The organism is Saccharopolyspora karakumensis (assembly GCF_004349225.1).
Lineage (GTDB): Bacteria > Actinomycetota > Actinomycetes > Mycobacteriales > Pseudonocardiaceae > Saccharopolyspora > Saccharopolyspora endophytica.
This window is the reverse complement of sequence record NZ_SMLA01000003.1, coordinates 126786-146739: the sequence shown is the minus strand read 5'-3', so window position 1 is coordinate 146739 and position 19954 is coordinate 126786. Positions and strand designations below refer to the sequence as shown.

Here is a 19954-nt window from a genome sequence, read left to right as displayed (position 1 = left end):
ACCAGCCGTTCGAGCTGGAGTTTCCCAGCGTACCGATGGCACGGGCTTCACATCCCGGCCGGGCCGTGAGCGCTGCGGGGCCGTCCGCTCGCGGCGGGTGACCGCACGGCATCGACCGATCGGGGAGCCCACCCGCTACCCGTAGGATGGTGCGCGTGGAACGTCATGGCGTGGCCCCCGGCCAGAGCAGCGCTCCGCGTCCGGACCGGCCGGAGGACCACGTCCACTCGCCGGACCGCGACGTGCGGCCGGTGCCGGTGCGCGACCAGCGGGTCCTGCACGACGCGGGTGAGCTGCTGCGCGCGCTGGCCGCGCCGGTGCGCATCGCGATCGTGCTGCAGCTGCGCACGTCGGAGCGCTGCGTGCACGAGCTGGTCGACGCGCTGGGCGTGGCGCAGCCGCTGATCAGCCAGCACCTGCGGGTGCTGAAGTCGGCGGGCGTGGTGTTCGGCGAGCGGCACGGCCGGGAGGTCATGTACCGGCTGGTGGATGAGCACTTGGCGCATATCGTGGTGGATGCGGCGACGCACGCCGAGGAGACCGCCCGCGCACGGGCGGGCGACGACGCAGACGACGGCGGACAGGAGACGGAGACAGCGTGACCACCGGCCAGGAGCCCACCGTAGGCGTACCGGGACTGCGCGCCACCAAGCAGCGGGCTGCGGTCTCGCAGTTGCTCGACCACGTCAACGACTTCCGCTCGGCCCAGGAGCTGCACGAGGAGCTGCGGCGACAGGGCGAGGGCATCGGTCTGACGACCGTGTACCGAACGCTGCAGACGCTCGCCGACGCCGGCGAGGTCGACGTGCTGCGCACCGCCTCCGGCGAGGCCGTCTACCGCCGCTGTTCGAGCCACCACCACCATCACCTGCTGTGCCGGCACTGCGGTCGCACCGTCGAGGTCGCCGACCCGCCGGTGGAGAACTGGGCCGAGCGCATCGGCCAGGAGCACGGCTTCTCCGAGGTCAGCCACACCGTGGAGATCGTCGGCACCTGCCCGGACTGCACGGCCAAGGGCCTCTAGGGCTCTCTGCTAGTCCTGCTTGGCGGTGCGGGTAGCGGAACCTCAGGCCCGCTGGCTCCGGGCGCCACTCCTGATGTATGCCAACGCACGGCGTCGCGGCGTCCTCCCCAGCGACCCGCTGAGAACCCGCGGCGGCGCCGGTTGCGAGGGTGGTGAAGGAGGAAGCGACTTCGTCGCTTGCTTGCGCCCTCAGTACTCGTAGGTGTCCGGTGGGGCTGGGATCTGGTCGATCGTGAGCGGGTCGACTGTGGGGACGTAGTCGTTGGCTTCGGTGGCCGTGCCCGGGCGCAGGCGGCCGGTGATCTCGATCCAGGTGTCGGCCGGGAGTTCTTCGGCGCGCGGACTGGCGAGGTCGACCTTGACCGCGGTGGCGTCGGCCGCGCAGCAGCTGATCCGCATCCTGGCCAGCTGGGTGGTCTCCGGCGTCGGGTGGACGACGAATCCCTGCAGGCGGACGGTTCGGTGGTTGAGCTCGCCGGTGTCGTCCCAGACCACGCGGGTCAGGAACTCCGACATGCTCAGCATCGGCGCCTCACCGGGTGGCAGCGGGGGGAACCGTGCCTGGCTGGGGGCCGCCGGTGCTCCTGCGGCGCGGTCGCGGGTGACCGAGTCGGAGCCGAGCGCGGGCGGGGCGACCAAGAAGATCGCGAACACCGGCAGCAGCAGCATCCAGGGGCTGCGGGTGCCGTGCTCGTGCTGGTCGGCGGCCTGCCCGGCGCGGATGTCGCGGACGATGGCGAATCCGGCGAGGCCGATCATCACCAGTCCGGCGGCGATCAGCCACGGCTGCAACGAGGGTTTGACGTAGCGCAGGTAATCGCCGGTCAGCGAGATCTTCAGCAGGGCGCCGCCGAGCAGCACCAGCAGGATGTTCTGGCTCTCCCGCCGCATCACGCACCTCCCAGCAGTGCGGCGCCCACGACGCACGCGCATCCGATCGCGACCAGGAACGTCGCCGGCGCGAAGCGGGCGGCGAAGCGGCGGCCGAAGGCACCGGACTGCAGCGCGATCAGCTTCAGGTCCACCGCCGGCCCCACCACCAGGAACACCAGCTTCGGCAGCAGCGGCAGGCCGGGCATGGAGGCGACCACGAACGCGTCGGCCTCGCTGCACAGCGCGAGCACCACGGCCAGCACCGCCATGACCAGCACGCCGAGCACGATCTGACCGCCCAGCGTCTCCAGCCACGCGGCGGGCACCAGGACGTTGAACACCGCCGAGGTCAACCCGCCCAGGACCAGGAAACCGCCGGCCTCCACCAGGTCGTGCCGCGCGGACTCGGCGAACACCGCCCACCTGCTGCCGCCGGCCTGGTGCGCCTCGACGCGGCGCAGCGCGCGCTCGGCCAGCCACTCGGCGCGGCCGAGCTTGGCCCACAGCCAGCCCATCACGCAGGCGGTCAGCAGCGAGCCGAGGAAGCGGGCGGGCACCATCCACGGATCGGCGGGGAAGGCCACCGCCGTGGAGACCAGGACGACCGGGTTCACCGCCGGTGCGGCCAGCAGGAACGCGAGCGCGGCGGCCGGGGCGACGCCCTGCTGCATCAGCCTCCGCGCCACCGGCACCGAGGCGCACTCGCAGCCGGGCAGCGCCACGCCGGCGAGCCCGGCGACCGGCACCGCCGCTCCCGTTCTCACCGGCAGCGCCCGGTGCAGCACGTGCGGTGGCACGAACGCCGCGATCAGACCGCTGACCAGCACGCCGAACACCAGGAACGGCATCGCCTGCACGCACACGGCGACGAACACGGTCGATCCGGTGCGCAGCGCGGGCACGTCCAGGACCGCGGTCAGCTGCGGCTGGAAGATCACGGCCAGCACCAGCAGGCCGCACATCACCTCCAGCGAGGTGATCACGGGACGGCGCGTCCGCTGCTGCTCGGCGATCTCGGTCACGGGCGCAATCGTGCCAGTGCCGAGGGGGCACCGTTGCGGGCTCGGTCCCCGATGTGACGAAACCCCAGATCACCCGGGGTTCCGACACACCACGCCATCACCCGGGCGGGTGCTCCCGGCTCGGGATGAAGGATCTCCGCGAGGTCAGGCCGTGCCCTCGGACTCCGCGAGGAGCTCCGAGCGCAGCTGCGACGCCGTGGCGACCACCAGCATCAGCAGGGTGCCCAGCGGCGACGGCTCCATGCCTTCGGCCGGGAACGCGTACCGCAGCGTCACGTCCACGCCCCGCTCGGTGCGCACGACGCCCAGCGTGCCGAACAGTCCCTGGCCCGCGCGCTCGGCGACGGACTGCGCGAGCTCGTCGCCCGCGGGCAGGTCCCACGCGACCACGCAGGTCAGGCTCAGCACGGTCAGGCCCTCGGCGAGCTGCATCGCCTGAACCGCGCACGGCACCTCGGAGTGCCTGAACGTCAGCGCGCCGTCGTCGTCGACGTGCACGTCGTGGTAGTTCTCGAGCGCTTCCTTGGCCGCGGTCATCAACCGCGCGGTGGTAGCGGCCTCTTGGGTCATCAATTAGCCCTCCTGGGCCGACGTGGCTGTCGCCGACCGATCGATTGCACCGCCGAAACGGCGGTCCCGGCGCGCGTACTGCTCGCACGCCTGCCAGAAGTGCGTGCGATCGACGTCGGGGAACAGCGTGTCCTGGAAGACCATCTCGGCGTAGGCGGACTGCCAGAGCAGGAAGTTCGACGTCCGCTGCTCACCCGACGGCCGGATGAACAGGTCCACGTCCGGCATCTCCGGTTGGTAGGTGTACTTGGCGATCGTGCGCTCGTCCACCCGTTCCGGGTTGATCTTCCCGGCGGCCGCCAGTCGCGCGATCTCCCGCGCGGCGTCGCCGACCTCCGCCCGACCACCGTAGTTCACGCACATCGTCAGGTTGAGGACTTCGTTGCCAGCGGTTCGAACCTCGGCCGCCTGCAGGGTGTTGACCACGCTGCGCCACAGCTTCGGCTTGCGGCCCGACCAGCGCACCCGCACGCCCATCTCGTCGAGCTCGTCGACGCGGCGAGCGATCACGTCCCGGTTGAAGCCCATCAGGAAGCGCACCTCTTCGGGGCTGCGCTTCCAGTTCTCCGTGGAGAACGCGTACAGCGAAAGCCACTTCACACCGAGCTCGATGGCGCCCTTGGCCAGCTCCAGCACCACCGCCTCGCCGCGCTTGTGGCCCTCGACGCGCGGCAGCCCGCGCTCGTTGGCCCAGCGACCGTTGCCGTCCATCACCACCGCGACGTGGTTGGGCACGAACTCCGGCGGCAACGCCGGCGGCTTGGCCCCCGAGGAGTGCGGCTCAGGTGCCCGAACGGTCGGGTCGTCCTTGCCTCGCCCGCGGCGTCGCAACATATCCAGGTTCTCCTTCGGCGTGCTCGACGTGCGCGGCCATTGTCCCCGCCGAGCTCGATCCTCAGTTCAGCGGCTGCCCGCTCTCCCCGTCCACGGCTCCGACCAGCGCCGCTTCCGAAGCGCGTTCGCGGATCAGCTCGGGCACGGTCCGCTCCACCAACGGCAACGACCGCAACTGCCGCTCCATGTACCACTGCAGGTGCGCGGCGACCAAACCGCTGGCCTCCCGGCGAACCGGGCCGGTGGCGGCCTCGGCGGTGTCCCAGTCACCGTGCAGCAGCGCCTCCATCAGCGGCAAGGTCAGCGCGGAGGGCCGGACCGAACCGGCGGGCCTGCACGTCGCGCACACCGCGCCACCGGCCTGCACGTTGAACGCGGCGTGCGGACCGCCCTGGCCGCAGCGGGCGCACTCGGTCAGCGCGGGAGACCAGCCGGCGAAGGACATCGCGCGCAGCAGGAACGCGTCGAGCACCTGGGAGGAATCGCGGTCCCGCCCGGACAGGGCGCGCAGCGCCCCGACGGCCAGCAGGTACAGGCGCAGGACCGGCTCGCCCTCCTCGGCGGCCAGCCGGTCGACGGTCTCCAGCACCGCGCAGGCCGCGGTGTAGCGCTGGTAGTCCTCGACGATCTGCACGCCGAAGGCGTCGACGGTCTGCACCTGGGTGATGACGTCGAGCGTGCGACCGGTGTAGAGCTGCACGTCGACGTGGCAGAACGGCTCGACCCTGGCGCCGAAGCGGGAGGTCGTCCGGCGCACGCCCTTGGCGACCGCGCGCACCTTGCCGTAGCGCCGGGTCAGCAGCGTGATGATCCGATCCGCCTCACCCAGCTTCTGCACCCGCAGCACGACCGCGGTATCCCGGTAGAGGCTCACCGGTCCATTTTCGCACTTCGGGGTGACGAGCAGCGGGTTGTCCCTAGAGGCGCAGCGCGGGGACGGCGTTGCGGACGACGACCCAGGCCACGACGACCGCCAGCAGGACCTGCGGTGACCAGCGCCAACGGGTCCACGTCGGCAGGCGGTGGCCGAGACGACCGGCGACCCACGCCGTCCAGGCCCAGGCCGCCAGCGGCAGGAGCAGCACGGCGAGCGCGTTGAAGTGCAGGGCTGCGGGGAGGTCGGCGTGCAGGAGGCTGAACAGCATCCGGGTACCGCCGCAGCCCGGGCAGTCGAAGCCGGTGAGGAGCTTGATCGGGCACGGCGGCAGCGGGAGGCCGGAGTCCGAGGTGGGGTCGGCGGCCAGCACGAGCGCGGCGCCCGCGCAGCCCGCGAGCACCGTCGCGCCGGGCAGGCGCATACGGTGGAGGAACAACGATGCCGGTGCGGGTCGTCCCGCACCGGCATCGACGTCAGTCAAGGGTCACCACTGCTGCGGCTGGCCGTAGCCCGGCTGCGGGGGCTGGCCGTAGCCGGGCGCCTGCGGGACCTGCTGCACGTCCGGGACCACGACCACGACGGTCTTGACGATCTTGTCCGCCCAGGTCTGCTTCTTCTCGTCCCACAGCGGCGCGAGCCAGCCGATGGGAAGACCGCAGATCGCGGAGTCCACGATGTGGCAGATCTGGCGCAGGAAGGCGTTGCCGAAGCCGATCGGCTGACCGGTGGCCTCGCCGACCGTCTTGATCTTGGCGACCTTCTGCCCGAGCGTCTGACCAGTGGTACCGCGCCGGTAGCAGAGGTTCCAGATGGTGAACGCCGCGAGCGCGAGGTAGGCCAGCAAGCCCACGATGAGCACGATGATGCCCACCGTCTCCATCCCGCTCTCGCTGCCGGTGCTCGCGGTGCCCGCGATGACGCTCATCATCACGATGTAGAGGATCACGTAGGCGGCTCCGGGGATCGCGCCGTCGATCAGGTAGCCCAGCACTCGGGTTCCCCACTCGGCGAGCTGACCGGCCGGGTGCGCGCCCGGCGCGCCGTAGGGCTGCGGCGGGTACTGCTGCGCGTAGCCCTGCTGCGGCGGGTACGGCTGCTGGGGCTGGGGACCCGACGGCGGGCCGAAGGGCTGCTGCGGCTGCGGGCCCGAGGGCGGGCCGCCGTAGGGCTGCTGCGGACCGGACGGCGGGCCGCCGTAGGGGTAGTTCACGACAGAAGTCCTTTTTTCCAGGTTTTTCGGGGATTCTCCGGCCCGCTGCGAGGCCGACCGGAAACGTAGCTCAGACGCGCGTGCGTCGTGGGCGGTTCCGAAGAAGCCGGCTGGAAAAAGTGATCAGAACCCCAGTTTGCGGAGCTGCTTGGGGTCGCGCTGCCAGTCCTTGGCGATCTTGACGTGCAGATCGAGGTAGATCTTGCTGCCCAGCAGCGCCTGGATCTGCCTGCGCGCCTGGGAGCCGACCGTGCGCAACCGCTCTCCGCCGCGGCCGATGACGATGGCCTTCTGGCTGGAGCGCTCGACGTAGATCAGCGCGTGCACGTCGATCAGGTCGTCGCGGCCCTCGCGCGGGTTCATCTCCTCGACGGTGACCGCCAGCGAGTGCGGCAGCTCGTCGCGCACGCCTTCCAGCGCGGCTTCGCGGATCAGCTCGGCGATCAGCGTCGTCTCGGGCTCGTCGGTCAGCTCGCCGTCCGGGTAGAGCTGCGGGCCTTCCGGCAGCTGCGAGACCAGCACGTCGGAGAGCTCGTCGACCTGGAAGGAGTCCTTGGCCGAGACCGGGATGAGCTCGGCGAAGTCCATCACCTCCTGCAGCGCCAGCAGCTGCTCGGCGACCTGCTGCTTGGGCACCAGGTCGGTCTTGGTGACGACGCCGACGACGGGGGTGCGGCGGGAGACCTTCTTGAGCTGCTCGGCGATGAAGCGGTCGCCGGGACCGACCTTCTCGTCGGCGGGCACGCAGAAACCGACGACGTCCACCTCGGACCAGGTCTCGTAGACCAGGTCGTTGAGCCTGCGGCCGAGCAGGGTGCGCGGGCGGTGCAGGCCGGGGGTGTCGACGATGATCAGCTGGGCGTCGGGGCGGTGCACGATGCCGCGGATCGCGTGCCGGGTCGTCTGGGGCTTGCTGGAGGTGATCGCCACCTTCGTTCCGACCAGGCGATTCGTCAGCGTCGACTTGCCGGCGTTGGGCCGGCCGACGAAGCAGGCGAATCCGGAACGGTGGGCATCTTCGGAGGTCACCGCCCCATTGTGACGGTCCCCCGTCCCCACCTGCTCACCACCCACCGCACGTCCCGCTCCCAGCCTCCCGCACTCGGGACCCGGAGCTCCGCTGAGATCGGGGTCCCGATTTCCACTTCACATCGGGTCAGTCCGCGATGAGGGCTTGGGCTTCGCCCTTGGCGTTGGCCCGGAGGATCGGGGTGTTCTTGGTGAGGTCGTGGGCGGCGGCGACCGAGGCGTGGTCGAGGGCGTCCGCGTCGGTGACGACCGCGGCGGCCTCCAGGCCCTCGGCGCCGCTGGAGACGGCTGCGGCCACGGCGGCCTGCAGGGCCGTGAGCTTCAGGGACGACAGGTCCACGGTGGTGGCCGCGTAGGTGCGGCCGTCGGTGTCGCGGACCGCCGCGCCTTCGGCCGCGCCGTTGCGGGCGCGGGAGGAACGCGCGAGCGTGACGATCTTGGCGTCCTCCGGGTCGAGCTCCTGCGGTGCCGCCTTCTCGACGTGCTCAGCCACGGCTGTTGCTTCCCTCCTGGTCGGCACCGCGCAGCGGTGCTTGATCGGTGTTCACCCGGTGGACCAGCAGCGCGTTGATGCGGATCCGGCCCCGGTGGTCCTTGCCGCCCTCGGCGCGCAGCCGGAGGCCGGCGATCTCGGTCTCGGCACCCGGCAGCGGCACCCGGCCCAGCCGTTGCGCCAGCAGACCGCCCACGGTCTCCACGTCGGAGTCGTCGAGCTCGACGTCGAACAGCTCGCCCAGGTCTTCGACCGGAAGCCGGGAGCTCACCCGGACCGTGCCGTCCTCCAGGTGCTCGACCGGGCGGTGCTCCTCGCGGTCGGACTCGTCGGTGATCTCGCCGACGATCTCCTCCACGATGTCCTCGATGGTCAGCAGCCCGGCGGTGCCGCCGTACTCGTCGACCGCGATGGCGAGGTGACCGCGCGAGATCTGCATCTCGCGCAGCAGCTCGTCGAGCCGCTTGGTGTCGGGCACGAAGGTCGCGGGCCGCATCAGCTCCCCCACCGCGGGTCCTGCGGCGTCGGTGGTCTCCAGCACGATGCGGGTGAGGTCCTTGAGCGTGACCAGACCGACGATGTCGTCGACGCTGTCACCGATCACCGGGATCCGGGAGAAGCCCGAGCGCAGGCACAGCGCCAGCGCCTGCCGGGCGGACTTGGTCTGCTCGATCCAGATGATCTCGGTGCGCGGCACCATCACCTCGCGCGCGAGGGTGTCGCCGAGCTCGAAGACCGAGTGGATCATCTCCCGCTCGCCTGCGGCCACCACGCCGCGCTCCCCGGCCAGGTCGACCAGCTCGCGCAGCTCCACCTCCGTCGAGAACGGTCCCTCGCGGAAGCCCTTGCCCGGCGTGATCATGTTGCCGATCAGGATCAGCAGCCGGGTCAGCGGGTTGAGCAGCCGGGCCAGGACGCGGACCGGCACCGCGATCTTCAGGCCGATGCCGTACGGGTGCTGCCTGCCGAGCGTGCGCGGTCCGACGCCGACCAGCACGTACGAGGCGACCAGCATGATCAGCACAGCGATGACCAGCGCCCAGGCCTCCGACTCCGCGATGCGCAGCGCCACCACCGTGACCAGCACGGTCGCGCCCATCTCGCAGGTGAGTCGGAGCAGGAGCAGCAGGTTGACGTGCCTGGGCCGGTCGCCGAGCAGCAGGACGAGCTGCTTGGCGCCGGCGCGGCCCTGCCGGGCCAGGTCTTCGGCGCGCGCGTGGGAGGCCACGGTGATGGCCGCCTCGGAGGCGGCGAACACCCCGGCCGCGAGCACCAGCAGCACCGCGAGCACCAAGAACGCGGTGGAACCGGCCAACTCCACTCCCCTAGTTCGCCGGAGCCGGGCCCGCGCCCGGCTCGTCGTCCAGACCGACCGCGCCCAGGACCTTGTCGTCCGCGCTGCGCTGGGCCTGCGCCCGCTCGGCCTCGTCACGGGCTTCGCGGTACTCGGCCAGGATGCGGTTCTGCAGCCCGAACATCTCGCGCTCCTCCTCCGGCTCGGCGTGGTCGTAGCCGAGCAGGTGCAGGACGCCGTGCACGGTCAGCAGGTGCAGCTCGTCGAGCGTGCTGTGACCGGCCTTCTTCGCCTGGTCCTTGGCGAAGGCGGGGCACAGCACGATGTCGCCGAGCAGCGCCGGGCCGGAACCGGCCGAGTCGGGGCGGCGGGCCGAGTCGTACTCGTCCATCGGGAAGGACATCACGTCGGTGGGACCGGGCAGGTCCATCCACCGCTCGTGCAGGTCGGCCATCACGTCGAGGTCCACCAGCACGATGGACAGCTCGGCGAGCTGGCTGACGCTCATCTTGTCGAGCGCGAAGCGGGCCACGGAGACGATCGTCTCCTCGGGCACCGCGACGCCGGATTCGTTGGCGATCTCGATGGTCATGCTCGTCCTCGTCGCTGGCCGTTGCGCCGTTCGTCGTGCTGGTCGGCGTCGTTGATCGCGTGCCAGCGGTCGTAGGCGTTGACGATGTCGGTGACCAGCCGGTGCCGCACCACGTCGTGGCTGTCCAGCTGGGAGAAGTGCACGTCGTCGACGTCGTCCAGGATGTTCTGCACCATCTTCAGGCCGCTGCGCTGGCCCCCGGGCAGGTCGATCTGGGTGACGTCGCCGGTGACCACGATCTTGGAGCCGAAGCCCAAGCGGGTCAGGAACATCTTCATCTGCTCGGGCGTGGTGTTCTGCGCCTCGTCCAGGATGATGAAGGAATCGTTGAGCGTGCGCCCGCGCATGAAGGCCAGCGGGGCGATCTCGATCGTCCCGGCCTGGGTCAGGCGCGGCACGGATTCCGGATCGACCATGTCGTGCAGCGCGTCGTAGAGCGGCCGCAGGTAGGGGTCGATCTTCTCGTAGAGGCTGCCGGGCAGGAAGCCCAGCCGCTCACCGGCCTCGACGGCCGGACGCGTCAGGATGATCCGGTTGACCCGCTTGGCCTGCAACGCCTGCACGGCCTTGGCCATCGCCAGGTACGTCTTGCCGGTACCGGCGGGGCCGATGCCGAACACCACGGTGTGGTTGTCGATGGCGTCGACGTAGCGCTTCTGGTTGAGCGTCTTGGGGCGGATGGTCCGACCGCGCCGGGACACGATGTCCAGGCTGAGCACGTCGGCGGGCGACTCGTTGTGGTCGGCCGAGAGCATCCCGACGCTGCGGCGGACGATGTCGGGATTGAGCTGGCTGCCCTTGCCGATGAGGGCGATGAGCTCGGCGAACACCCGTTCCGCGAACGCGACCTCCGCAGGCTCCCCGGAGAGAGTCACCTCGTTGCCCCGGACATGGACGTCGGCGGTGAGCAGGTCCTCGACGACCCGCAGGTTCTCGTCCCGGCTGCCCACCAGCGTCAGCACGACGTCGTCGGGGATGTTCACCTTGGACTGAGCCGTTGCGGTCTCCGGCTGCTCTCCGGGCTGGGCGGCGGCGCCACCCGCTGCGATACCGGCCACGTAGTTCGGGCCTACCTTCTGCGCGTTGCGCGCGGGTCGTTCGGTCAGTTCTCCCTGGCACCGATGGTAGTCCAAGGGAGCAACCGAGTTGCCGACCTGCTCCCCCGGAACTCGCCGGTCAGCCCTTGAGCGGACCGCCGGTCATGCCACCGAGCCATTCGCCGCCGAGCAGGTGCAGGTGCACGTGGAAGATGGTCTGGCCCGCGTCGGCGTTGGTGTTGAACAACAACCGGTAACCGGGCTCGGAGATTCCCTCCGCCTCGGCGATCTCGTGCGCGGTGGTGATCAGCTCGCTCAGCAGCGCCGGGTCCGCGGCGGCCAGTTCGGCGGCGTTGCGGTACCGCTCCTTGGGGATGACCAGCACGTGCGTCGGGGCCTGCGGGTTGATGTCGCGGATCGCGATGACCCGCTCGTTCTCCCGCACGATGTCGGCCGGGATCTCCCGCGCGATGATGCGCAGGAACAGCTCCTTCTCCTCGCTCATGCCCCGAAGGCTAGCCGAAGTCGATGTTCGAGCCGCGGGCGGAAGTGACGCGTGCGCCGTCTTTGAGGTGCTGCGCCGCAACCGGGGCTGGGGGGAGTGCTCCACTTGCGGCGCAGCTCTCGCCGGACCAAGGGGGGAGGTGTCCGGCGAGTGCGGAGAACCCGATGTCCGTGCGACATCGGTGACGACGTTGCCCGTCGCACTCTCGCAGCCACCGAGCGTATCCCCGCGTCAGCCGATCGCGCTACGCAAACGGGTAAGTTCTCGATCTTGGTCACCCGAGGTATCAGGACCAGCGGGTGGTCACAGCTCCCAGCGCGCCCAGCGCCACGGCTGCGGCGGTCGAGGCGCGCAGAACCGTGCGCCCCAGGCGGGTGACCTGCGCTCCGGCGTCGCTCAAGGTGGTGAGCTCGTCGTCGGCGATGCCGCCCTCCGGGCCCACCACCAGCAGGACCTCACCCGAAGCCGGCAGGTCGGCGGAGGTCAGCGGGCCGGTCGCCGACTCGTGCAGGACCAGCGCGGCATCGGCGTCGGCGATGAGCGCGGCGAGCTGCTTGGTGCTCACCGGCTCGGTGACCTCGGGCGTCCAGGCCCGGCGGGCCTGCTTGGCCGCCGCCGCGGCGGTGCTGCGCCAGCGGGCCAGGGCCTTGGCGCCGCGCGGTCCGTCGTCCCACTTGGCGACGCAGCGGGACGCGCGCCACGGCACGACCGCGTCGACCCCGGCCTCGGTGGCCAGTTCGACGGCGAGCTCGCCGCGATCGCCCTTGACCAGCGCCTGGACCACCCGGACGCGCAGCTCCGGCTGCGGCTCGTGCCAGATCTCCGACACCGCCAACCGCAGCGAATCGCGTTCGGCCGCCTCCACGACGCAGCGCGCCATGCCGCCCTGCGCGTCGGAGAGCAGCAGCTCTTCGCCGACGCGCAGGCGGCGCACGGTGGCGGCGTGCTTGCCCTCGGGACCGTCCAGCGTGGTGGATCCGACCGCGGGCAACCGCTCCACCGAGAAGACCGGCAGCGACACGGGCTACCTCAGCGGTGCCCGAAGGAGCGGAACCGCGAGAACAGTCCCTGCCTGCCGTTGCCGTTGGCGGTGACCGTCGGCTCGGGCTGCTCCTCGCCGCGCAGCTTGGCCAGGTCGCGCAGCATCTCCGACTGGGTGTCGTCGAGGTTCGTCGGAACCACGACGTCCAGGTGGATGTGCAGGTCGCCGTGGCCGCTGACCTTGCCGTTGGAGCGCAGCTTGGGCAGTCCGCGTCCGGTGATCACGTGCTCGGTGCCGGGCTGCGTGCCCGCCTCGACCGCGATCTCCTCGTGCGAACCGTCCAGCGTCTCCAGGAGCAGCACCGTGCCCAGCGCCGCGGCGGTCATCGGCAGTTCGACGTTGCAGTGCAGGTCGGCGCCGTCGCGGGTGAACCGGTCGTGCGGCTGCTCCTCGACCTCGACGAACAGGTCGCCCGCCGGGCCACCGCCGGGGCCGACCTCGCCCTCGCCGGCGAGCCGGACGCGCATGCCGTCGCCGACTCCCGCCGGGATCTTGACGGTGATGGTGCGCCGCGCGCGGACCCGGCCGTCACCGGAGCACTGCTGGCAGGGGTCGGTGATGACCTCGCCGAAGCCGCGGCAGACCGGGCACGGGCGGGAGGTCATGACCTGGCCCAGGAAGGACCGCTGCACCGATTGCACCTCGCCGCGACCACCGCAGGTGTCGCAGGTCGAGGGCGCGCTGCCGGCCTTCGAACCGCCGCCGTCGCAGACGTCGCAGAGCACCGCGGTGTCCACGGTGATGTCGCGGTTGACGCCGCTGGCGCACTCCTCCAGCGTCAGCTCCAGGCGCAGCAGGGCGTCGGAACCGGGCTGCACGCGGCTGCGCGGGCCTCGGCCACCGCCGCCGCCTCCGCCGCCGAAGAAGGCGTCCATGATGTCGCCGAGGCCGCCGAAGCCGGCGAACGGATCGCCACCCATGCCGCCACCGGCACCACCGCCGTTGCCCAGCGGGTCCCCGCCGAGGTCCACGACCTGGCGCTTCTTCGGATCGGAGAGCACCTCGTAGGCGGTGGTCACCTCCGCGAACCGCTCCTGGGCCGCCTCGTCCGGATTGACGTCGGGGTGCAGTTCCCGGGCGAGTTTGCGGTATGCGCGCTTGATCTGCTCGGGTGTCGCGTCCTGGGAAACCCCGAGGGTCGCGTAGTAGTCCCTGGCCACCTTCTCCGTACTTCCTCTGCTCGATTAAGTCGAGTGAATGCCGGTCATGCCGGTGCGAACCTCACCGGCCGTCCAGGATCTCACCCACGTACGCGGCCACGGCACGGACCGCCGCCATCGTTCCGGGGTAGTCCATGCGGGTCGGGCCGACTACGCCCAGACCGCCCAAGACCATGCCATCCGAACCGTATCCGGTGGAGATCACCGAGGTCGTCTGCATCTCCAACGCCTCGTTCTCCGCCCCGATGCTGACCCGGACGGTACTCGAATCGCGGGCGGCGGCGAGCAGCTTGAGCACCACCACCTGCTCCTCCAGAGCTTCGAGGACCTGGCGCAGCGAGTTCGGGAAGTCGGCGACGTTGCGGGTGAGGTTGGGCGTGCCGCCGAGCACCATCCGCTCCTCCGGGTGCTCCACGAGCGACTCGATGAGCACGCCGCAGACCCGGATGAGCACGTCGCGCAGTTCCGGCGGCGCCTGGTCGGGCAGTTCGGCCACGGCGGCGGAGGCGTCGGCGAGCCGCTTCTCGGCCATCGCCGAGTTGAGCACGGTCCGCAGCCTGGCCACGTCGTCGTCGGTGATGACGTCGCCGAGGTCGACCATGCGCTGGTCGACGCGGCCGGTGTTGGTGATCAGCACCAGCATCAGCCTCGCCGGGGTGATCGTGACCACCTCGACGTGCCGGACCGTGGACCGGGTCAGCGTCGGGTACTGGACGACGGCGACCTGCTGGGTGAGCTGCGCGAGGAGCCGCACGCTGCGGCGCATCACGTCGTCGAGGTCCAGAGCGCCGTCCAGGAAGTTGCGGATGGCACGGCGTTCGGGACCGGTCAGCGGCTTGACCTCGTGCAACCGGTCGACGAACAACCGGTAGCCCTTGTCCGTGGGCACTCGTCCTGCGCTGGTGTGCGGCTGGACGATGAAGCCGTCCTCCTCCAGCGCGGCCATGTCGTTGCGCACGGTGGCGCTGGACACACCGAGGTTGTGGCGGTCGACCAACGCCTTCGACCCGACCGGCTCCTTGGACGACACGAAGTCGGCCACGATCGCCCGCAGGACCTCGAAGCGGCGTTCATCCGCGTTCACCCGCGCACCTCCTCAACAGCCTGCCCAGCGGATTTCGCGGTGACACGGGCCCGCACCAATCCGCGCACCCCGAGCTCGGGGCCCTGGGCGCCCCCATCGAGTTTACGGTGTTCGTCCCCCAGAACCGAGAGCCGCAGCTCACCCCCGACGGGCACGCGGCGGCGCGGCTGCTGATGACGGCCGGTCAGGCGAGGAGGTCCTGGACGACCGCGTCGGCCAGCAGGCGGCCGCGGTCGGTGAGGACGCAGCGGCCGTCGGCGAGGGCGTCGGGCTCCAGCAGGCCGTCGGCGGCGGCCTGGTCGGCGGCTCGGCGGCCCGCGTCGTCGAGGGTCCGCACCGACAGACCGCTGCGCACGCGGAGCTCGAGCATGACCCGCTCGATGCGCTGGTCCTCGGCGGTGAGCAGTTCGCGGGCCTGCGCCGGGGAGCCGCCCTCGGCGAGGGCGGCCGCGTAGCGGGCGGGGTGCTTGACGTTCCACCAGCGGACGCCGCCGACGTGGCTGTGCGCACCCGGGCCCGCGCCCCACCAGTCGCCGCCCTGCCAGTAGCCGAGGTTGTGGCGGCACTCGGCGTCGGCGTCGCTCGCCCAGTTGGAGACCTCGTACCAGTGCAGACCGGCCTCGGCCAGCTTGGCGTCGAGGAGCTCGTAGCGGTCGGCGAGGACGTCCTCGTCGGGCATCGGCAGTTCGCCGCGGCGGACCTTGCGGGCCATGGCGGTGCCGTCCTCGACGATCAGCGAGTACGCCGAGACGTGGTCCACGCCCGCTTCCAGCACCGCGTCCAGCGAGTCGCGCAGGTCCTGCTCGCGCTCCCCCGGCGTGCCGTAGATCAGGTCCAGGTTGACGTGCTCGAAACCGGCGGCGCGGGCCTCGCGGGCGGCGGCCACGGCACGCCCCGGCGTGTGGGTGCGCTCCAGCACGCGCAGCACGTGCTCGGCGGCCGATTGCATGCCGAGGGACACGCGCGTGAAACCGGACTTTCGAATCCGTTCGAAGAACTCCGGGGAGGTCGACTCCGGGTTGGACTCGGTGGTCACCTCGGCCCCGGCTGCCAGGCCGAATGTGTCCCGAATCGCATCGAGGACCGCGCCGAGCCGTTCGGCACCCAGCAGCGAGGGCGTGCCGCCTCCCACGAAGACGGTCTCAGCGGCCGGTGCGGGGCCCGCGGAGAGGACCTTCGCGCCCAGTTCCAGCTCGGCGCGCAGACCGTCCAGCCAACTGCCGAAGCTCGCCGAAGATCCCAGCTCATCGGCGGTGTAGGTGTTGAAGTCGCAGTACCCGCAGCGGGTGGCGCAGAACGGCACGTGGACGTAGACGCCGAAGGGTCGCGAACCCAGCCCGGTCAGGGCCGATTCGGGGAGGCTCCCGTCGGCCGGGGCCGGTTCGCCGGTAGGGGGTTGAGCAGGCACGCTTCCACTGTCTCACCATGCGGATGGGGTTGGTTCCGCCGGTTCACGCGTGGCACGCTGCGCGACGTGGGTGCGACTCTGCCAAAGCTTCTCCTGGTCGCCCGCAGGTACGTTGACCTGCGGCGGGTGGCCAGCGCGCTCTGCCTCGGCAAGGTCTGATCCCCCGCCGTCTTTTTGTCTTGTTCAGTCGGCGCCGGGCCTCCGAGGAGTGAGAGCCGTCACGCCGACGGTACTTCCACGCGGAGGCTTCGCGCCTGGAAGTCCCGGAGGTCGCGGACATGGCTCCCCCCACGGAATCGCCTGCTCGTCCTGCCCGCAAGCGCAAGACCCGCGGCGAGGGCCAGTGGGCGCTCGGTTACCGCGAACCGCTCAACGCCAACGAGCGCTCCAAGAAGGACGACAACCCGCTCAACGTGCGCGAGCGCATCGAGAACATCTACGCCCACCGGGGTTTCGACGCCATCGACCCGGGTGACCTGCGAGGCCGCTTCCGCTGGTGGGGCCTGTACACCCAGCGCGCGCCCGGCATCCCCGGTGCGCGCACCGGCACGATCGAGCCCGAAGACCTCGACGACCGCTACTTCATGATGCGGGTGCGCGTCGACGGCGGTGCGCTGACCACCGAGCAGCTGCGGGTCATCGGCGAGGTGTCGCAGACCTACGCCCGCGACACCGCCGACATCACCGACCGGCAGAACGTCCAGCTGCACTGGGTGCGCGTCGAGGACGTGCCGACGATCTGGGAGAAGCTGGAGGGCGTCGGGCTCTCCACCACCGAGGCCTGCGGCGACTGCCCGCGAGTGATCCTCGGTTCGCCGGTGGCGGGCATCGCCGCCGACGAGATCATCGACGCCACCCCGGCGATCGCCGAGATCACCGAGCGCTACATCGGCGACCGGTCGCTGTCGAACCTGCCGCGCAAGTTCAAGACCGCGATCTCGGGTTCGCCGCGCTGGGACACGGTCCCGGAGATCAACGACATCTCGCTGGTCGGCGTGGTCCACCCGGAGCACGGCCCGGGCTACGACCTGTGGGTCGGCGGCGGCCTGTCGACCAACCCGAAGCTGGCCGTGCGGCTGGGCGCCTGGGTTTCGCAGGAGGACGCCGCCGAGGTCTGGCACGGGGTCGTGCAGATCTTCCGCGACTACGGCTACCGCCGCCTGCGCAACCGGGCCCGCCTCAAGTACCTGCTCGCCGATTGGGGCGCGGAGAAGTTCCGGCAGGTCCTGGAGGACGAGTACCTGGGCCGCAAGCTGATCGACGGACCGGCTCCCGAGACGCCCTCGGGTCACCGCGACCACCTCGGCGTGCACCAGCAGGTCGACGGCAACCACTACGTGGGCGTCAAGAGCGCCGCGGGACGGGTCAGCGGTTCGACGCTGATGGAGGTCGCCAAGGCCGCCGAGCGCGTCGGCTCCAAGCGGGTGCGCACCACCGTCGAGCAGAACCTGCTGGTGCTCGACGTGGCCGAGTCCGACGTGGACGGTCTGACCGCGGATCTCGCCGAGCTGGGCCTGCACGCCGACCCGTCGCCGTGGCGGCGCGGAGTGATGGCCTGCACCGGCATCGAGTTCTGCAAGCTCGCGATCGTCGAGACCAAGCAGCGGGCGATCGACCTGGTCTCCGAGCTGGAGAAGCGGCTCGCCGACGTGCAGGCCGGCGTCACCGACCCGGTGACGATCAACCTCAACGGCTGCCCCAACGCCTGCGCCCGCACCCAGGTCGCCGACATCGGGCTGAAGGGCCAGATGGTCCCGGACGCCGACGGCAACCAGGTCGAGGGCTTCCAGGTGCACCTGGGCGGTGGCCTGGCCATCGACACCGGGTTCGGCCGGAAGATCCGCGGCCACAAGGTCATCTCCTCCGAGGTCGGCCCCTACGTGGAACGGCTCGTGCGCAACTACCTCGACCAGCGCGCAGAGGGCGAGCGGTTCGCGCAGTGGGTGGCCCGCGCCGAGGAAGACGACCTCAAGTGAGCGAGCGCGCGGTGCCGCAGTGCTGCCCGTACTGCGGCGACGAGGACCTCACCCCGGAGGAAGAACCCGCCGGGGCCTGGAAGTGCCATGCCTGCCGACGGGTCTTCACCGTGCGGCTGGTCGGGTTGGCTCTGGGAGGGAACGGAGACTGATGACCGCCGAAACCACCACGCAGATCGGATCGCGACGCAGCGACGAGGAGCTCAAGGCGCTGGTCGACCAGGCCGCGCCGGAGCTGGCCGACGCCACCACCGAGGAGGCGCTGCGCTGGGCCGCGGAGAACTTCGGCGACGGCAAGCTGATCGTGGCCTCCAACATGCAGGACGCGGTGCTGGTCGACCTGGCCGCCAAGGCCATGCCCGGCGTGGAGATCCTGTTCCTGGAGACCGGCTACCACTTCGCCGAGACCATCGGCACGCGCGACGCGGTCGAGCAGGTCTACGACGTGAAGATGGTCAACGCGCTCCCCGAGCAGACCGTCGCCGAGCAGGACCAGGCCGAGGGCCCGCGCCTGTACGAGCGCGACGCGCAGCGCTGCTGCTTCCTGCGCAAGGTCGTCCCGCTGCGCAACACGCTGTCCCGCTACGAGGCGTGGGTGACCGGCGTGCGCCGGGTGGAGGCGCCGACCCGCGCCAACACCCCGATCCTGACCTGGGACGACCGCAACGGGTTGGTGAAGATCAACCCGCTGGCGGCGTGGTCCGACGAGGAGATGCAGCGCTACATCGACGACAACGGAGTGCTGGTCAACCCGCTGGTTCCCGCGGGATATCCGTCCATCGGATGCCAGCCCTGCACCGCCAAGCCGCAACCGGGCGCGGACCCGCGCAGCGGGCGCTGGGCGGGCAGCTCCAAGACCGAATGCGGATTGCACGGCTGAGTTCTCAGCGCACACGAGCACGACTTCGATCCGGGTGCGGGTGTCCCGGGGGACGACGGAGGGGAAATGACCACAGCAGACACCGAGGTGTCCGCGCCGCCGCAGGTGGACAACCTGGCCGCGCTGGAGTCCGAGGCGATCCACATCTTCCGCGAGGTGGCCGGTGAGTTCGACCGGCCGGTGATCCTGTTCTCCGGTGGCAAGGACTCCACGGTGCTGGTGCACCTGGCGATCAAGGCGTTCTGGCCGGCTCCGGTGCCGTTCTCGCTGCTGCACGTCGACACCGGCCACAACTTCCCGGAGGTGCTGGACTTCCGCGACGACATCGTCGAGAAGCACCAGCTGCGCCTGGTGGTGGCCAAGGTGCAGGACTACATCGACGACGGTCGGCTGTCCGAGCGCGCCGACGGCACGCGCAACCCGCTGCAGACCCAGCCGCTGCTCGACGCCATCGGCGACAACAAGTTCGACGCCGTCTTCGGCGGCGGTCGCCGCGACGAGGAGCGCGCCCGAGCCAAGGAGCGCATCTTCAGCCTGCGCAACGCCTTCGGGCAGTGGGACCCTCGCCGGCAGCGCCCGGAGCTGTGGAACCTCTACAACGGGCGGCACCGCCCGGGTGAGCACGTGCGCGTGTTCCCGCTGTCGAACTGGACCGAGCTGGACATCTGGCGCTACATCCAGCGGGAGAAGATCGAGCTGCCGGAGATCTACTACGCGCACCGCCGCGAGGTCTACCTGCGCGACGGCATGTGGCTGACCTCCGGCCCGTGGGGCGGTCCGCGCGACGGGGAGAACCCGGAGTCCAAGACGGTGCGCTACCGCACGGTCGGCGACGGTTCCTGCACCGGCGCGGTCGAGTCCGAGGCCTACACGGTGGACGACGTCATCGCCGAGGTCGCGGCCAGCAGGCTCACGGAGCGAGGCGCCACCCGAGCCGACGACCGGATCAGCGAAGCCGCCATGGAAGACCGCAAGCGCGAGGGCTACTTCTGACAAGAGGGGGTCGCAGTTGACTTGCTCAGCGGCGCAAGTTGCTCAGGTCGC

Annotated in this window: 24 protein-coding genes; 7 read left to right on the top strand and 17 right to left on the bottom strand. The window is 70.8% G+C overall.

The annotated features are described in order from the left end of the window. The first annotated feature begins 146 nt into the window (after positions 1-146). Positions 147-602 (top strand): ArsR/SmtB family transcription factor, encoded by a 456-nt coding sequence (locus E1202_RS03185; protein WP_132680845.1) that lies wholly within the window; start codon positions 147-149, stop codon positions 600-602. Then, positions 599-1024, top strand: coding sequence for a Fur family transcriptional regulator (locus E1202_RS03180; RefSeq protein ID WP_132680843.1), 426 nt, complete (start codon positions 599-601; stop codon positions 1022-1024). The genes E1202_RS03185 and E1202_RS03180 overlap by 4 nt, the downstream gene beginning before the upstream one ends. Before the next feature lie 189 nt (positions 1025-1213). On the opposite strand, the gene E1202_RS03175 is transcribed toward E1202_RS03180, so the two are convergent. The 17 genes from E1202_RS03175 to hemW all read right to left on the bottom strand — a co-directional run bounded on the left by E1202_RS03175 (position 1214) and on the right by hemW (position 16054). Beyond that, positions 1214-1915 carry a TIGR03943 family putative permease subunit gene (locus tag E1202_RS03175; protein ID WP_132680841.1) on the bottom strand — a complete coding sequence of 234 codons (702 nt, stop codon included), beginning with the start codon at positions 1913-1915 and terminating at the stop codon, positions 1214-1216. Further along, a complete protein-coding gene (locus E1202_RS03170) occupies positions 1915-2859 on the bottom strand; it encodes a permease (protein WP_132681010.1) in 945 nt (314 codons plus the stop codon). Before E1202_RS03170 ends, E1202_RS03175 begins: the two co-directional genes overlap by 1 nt. Before the next feature lie 204 nt (positions 2860-3063). After that, positions 3064-3489, bottom strand: a complete 426-nt coding sequence (locus tag E1202_RS03165) for a hypothetical protein (RefSeq protein ID WP_132680839.1) — start codon at positions 3487-3489, stop codon at positions 3064-3066. A gap of 3 nt (positions 3490-3492) precedes the next feature. Next, entirely contained in the window at positions 3493-4323 is an 831-nt protein-coding gene (locus E1202_RS03160) for an isoprenyl transferase (protein ID WP_132679134.1), read from the bottom strand. Between the two features lie 61 nt (positions 4324-4384). Then, entirely contained in the window at positions 4385-5197 is an 813-nt protein-coding gene (recO, locus tag E1202_RS03155) for a DNA repair protein RecO (RefSeq protein ID WP_132680837.1), read from the bottom strand. A gap of 43 nt (positions 5198-5240) precedes the next feature. Then, on the bottom strand, positions 5241-5681 hold the full coding sequence (locus E1202_RS03150) for a DUF2752 domain-containing protein (RefSeq protein WP_235877611.1): 441 nt from the start codon (positions 5679-5681) through the stop codon (positions 5241-5243). A 3-nt stretch (positions 5682-5684) separates the two neighbouring features. Continuing rightward, a complete protein-coding gene (locus tag E1202_RS03145) occupies positions 5685-6410 on the bottom strand; it encodes an RDD family protein (protein ID WP_132680835.1) in 726 nt (241 codons plus the stop codon). A 123-nt stretch (positions 6411-6533) separates the two neighbouring features. Then, the gene (gene era / locus E1202_RS03140; protein WP_132680833.1) at positions 6534-7439 is read right to left on the bottom strand and encodes a GTPase Era; all 906 of its coding nucleotides are present in this window, start codon (positions 7437-7439) and stop codon (positions 6534-6536) included. A gap of 127 nt (positions 7440-7566) precedes the next feature. Then, positions 7567-7932: a cytidine deaminase gene (locus E1202_RS03135; protein WP_132680832.1), complete on the bottom strand. Its 366-nt coding sequence runs from the start codon at positions 7930-7932 to the stop codon at positions 7567-7569. Next, on the bottom strand, positions 7925-9247 hold the full coding sequence (locus tag E1202_RS03130; RefSeq protein ID WP_132680830.1) for a hemolysin family protein: 1323 nt from the start codon (positions 9245-9247) through the stop codon (positions 7925-7927). The genes E1202_RS03135 and E1202_RS03130 overlap by 8 nt, the downstream gene beginning before the upstream one ends. Before the next feature lie 10 nt (positions 9248-9257). Beyond that, on the bottom strand, positions 9258-9818 hold the full coding sequence (gene ybeY, locus E1202_RS03125) for an rRNA maturation RNase YbeY (RefSeq protein ID WP_132679432.1): 561 nt from the start codon (positions 9816-9818) through the stop codon (positions 9258-9260). Further along, positions 9815-10876, bottom strand: coding sequence for a PhoH family protein (locus tag E1202_RS03120; protein ID WP_132681006.1), 1062 nt, complete (start codon positions 10874-10876; stop codon positions 9815-9817). Before E1202_RS03120 ends, ybeY begins: the two co-directional genes overlap by 4 nt. Before the next feature lie 118 nt (positions 10877-10994). After that, a complete protein-coding gene (locus tag E1202_RS03115; RefSeq protein ID WP_132680828.1) occupies positions 10995-11360 on the bottom strand; it encodes a histidine triad nucleotide-binding protein in 366 nt (121 codons plus the stop codon). Positions 11361-11646: 286 nt separating this feature from the next. Continuing rightward, positions 11647-12381: a 16S rRNA (uracil(1498)-N(3))-methyltransferase gene (locus E1202_RS03110; protein WP_132680826.1), complete on the bottom strand. Its 735-nt coding sequence runs from the start codon at positions 12379-12381 to the stop codon at positions 11647-11649. Between the two features lie 8 nt (positions 12382-12389). Beyond that, positions 12390-13562, bottom strand: coding sequence for a molecular chaperone DnaJ (gene dnaJ / locus E1202_RS03105; protein ID WP_132679438.1), 1173 nt, complete (start codon positions 13560-13562; stop codon positions 12390-12392). A 61-nt stretch (positions 13563-13623) separates the two neighbouring features. Further along, a complete protein-coding gene (hrcA, locus tag E1202_RS03100; protein ID WP_132679440.1) occupies positions 13624-14646 on the bottom strand; it encodes a heat-inducible transcriptional repressor HrcA in 1023 nt (340 codons plus the stop codon). A gap of 184 nt (positions 14647-14830) precedes the next feature. Beyond that, entirely contained in the window at positions 14831-16054 is a 1224-nt protein-coding gene (hemW, locus tag E1202_RS03095; protein WP_132680824.1) for a radical SAM family heme chaperone HemW, read from the bottom strand. On the opposite strand from hemW, the gene E1202_RS32895 reads away from it, so the two are divergent. The 5 genes from E1202_RS32895 (at position 15950) to cysD (ending at position 19903) form a co-directional block, all read left to right on the top strand. Next, positions 15950-16213, top strand: coding sequence for a putative leader peptide (locus E1202_RS32895; protein WP_408006074.1), 264 nt, complete (start codon positions 15950-15952; stop codon positions 16211-16213). The genes hemW and E1202_RS32895 overlap by 105 nt on opposite strands. Before the next feature lie 119 nt (positions 16214-16332). Then, entirely contained in the window at positions 16333-18030 is a 1698-nt protein-coding gene (locus tag E1202_RS03090; RefSeq protein WP_132680822.1) for a nitrite/sulfite reductase, read from the top strand. Then, positions 18027-18182 carry an Insertion element protein gene (locus E1202_RS03085; protein WP_132621128.1) on the top strand — a complete coding sequence of 52 codons (156 nt, stop codon included), beginning with the start codon at positions 18027-18029 and terminating at the stop codon, positions 18180-18182. The genes E1202_RS03090 and E1202_RS03085 overlap by 4 nt, the downstream gene beginning before the upstream one ends. Continuing rightward, a complete protein-coding gene (locus E1202_RS03080; protein WP_132680820.1) occupies positions 18182-18910 on the top strand; it encodes a phosphoadenylyl-sulfate reductase in 729 nt (242 codons plus the stop codon). Before E1202_RS03085 ends, E1202_RS03080 begins: the two co-directional genes overlap by 1 nt. A gap of 66 nt (positions 18911-18976) precedes the next feature. Beyond that, positions 18977-19903, top strand: a complete 927-nt coding sequence (gene cysD, locus E1202_RS03075) for a sulfate adenylyltransferase subunit CysD (protein ID WP_132680818.1) — start codon at positions 18977-18979, stop codon at positions 19901-19903. The last annotated feature ends 51 nt before the right edge of the window (positions 19904-19954 follow it).

Coding starts and splice junctions, on each gene's coding strand:
- E1202_RS03185 (WP_132680845.1), top strand. CDS start 147: ATGGTGCGCGTGGAACGTCATGGCGTGGCCCCCGGCCAGAGCAGCGCT.
- E1202_RS03175 (WP_132680841.1), bottom strand. CDS start 1,915: ATGCGGCGGGAGAGCCAGAACATCCTGCTGGTGCTGCTCGGCGGCGCC.
- E1202_RS03170 (WP_132681010.1), bottom strand. CDS start 2,859: ATGTGCGGCCTGCTGGTGCTGGCCGTGATCTTCCAGCCGCAGCTGACC.
- E1202_RS03165 (WP_132680839.1), bottom strand. CDS start 3,489: ATGACCCAAGAGGCCGCTACCACCGCGCGGTTGATGACCGCGGCCAAG.
- E1202_RS03160 (WP_132679134.1), bottom strand. CDS start 4,323: ATGTTGCGACGCCGCGGGCGAGGCAAGGACGACCCGACCGTTCGGGCA.
- ybeY (WP_132679432.1), bottom strand. CDS start 9,818: ATGACCATCGAGATCGCCAACGAATCCGGCGTCGCGGTGCCCGAGGAG.
- E1202_RS03115 (WP_132680828.1), bottom strand. CDS start 11,360: ATGAGCGAGGAGAAGGAGCTGTTCCTGCGCATCATCGCGCGGGAGATC.
- E1202_RS03090 (WP_132680822.1), top strand. CDS start 16,333: ATGGCTCCCCCCACGGAATCGCCTGCTCGTCCTGCCCGCAAGCGCAAG.
- E1202_RS03080 (WP_132680820.1), top strand. CDS start 18,182: ATGACCGCCGAAACCACCACGCAGATCGGATCGCGACGCAGCGACGAG.
- cysD (WP_132680818.1), top strand. CDS start 18,977: ATGACCACAGCAGACACCGAGGTGTCCGCGCCGCCGCAGGTGGACAAC.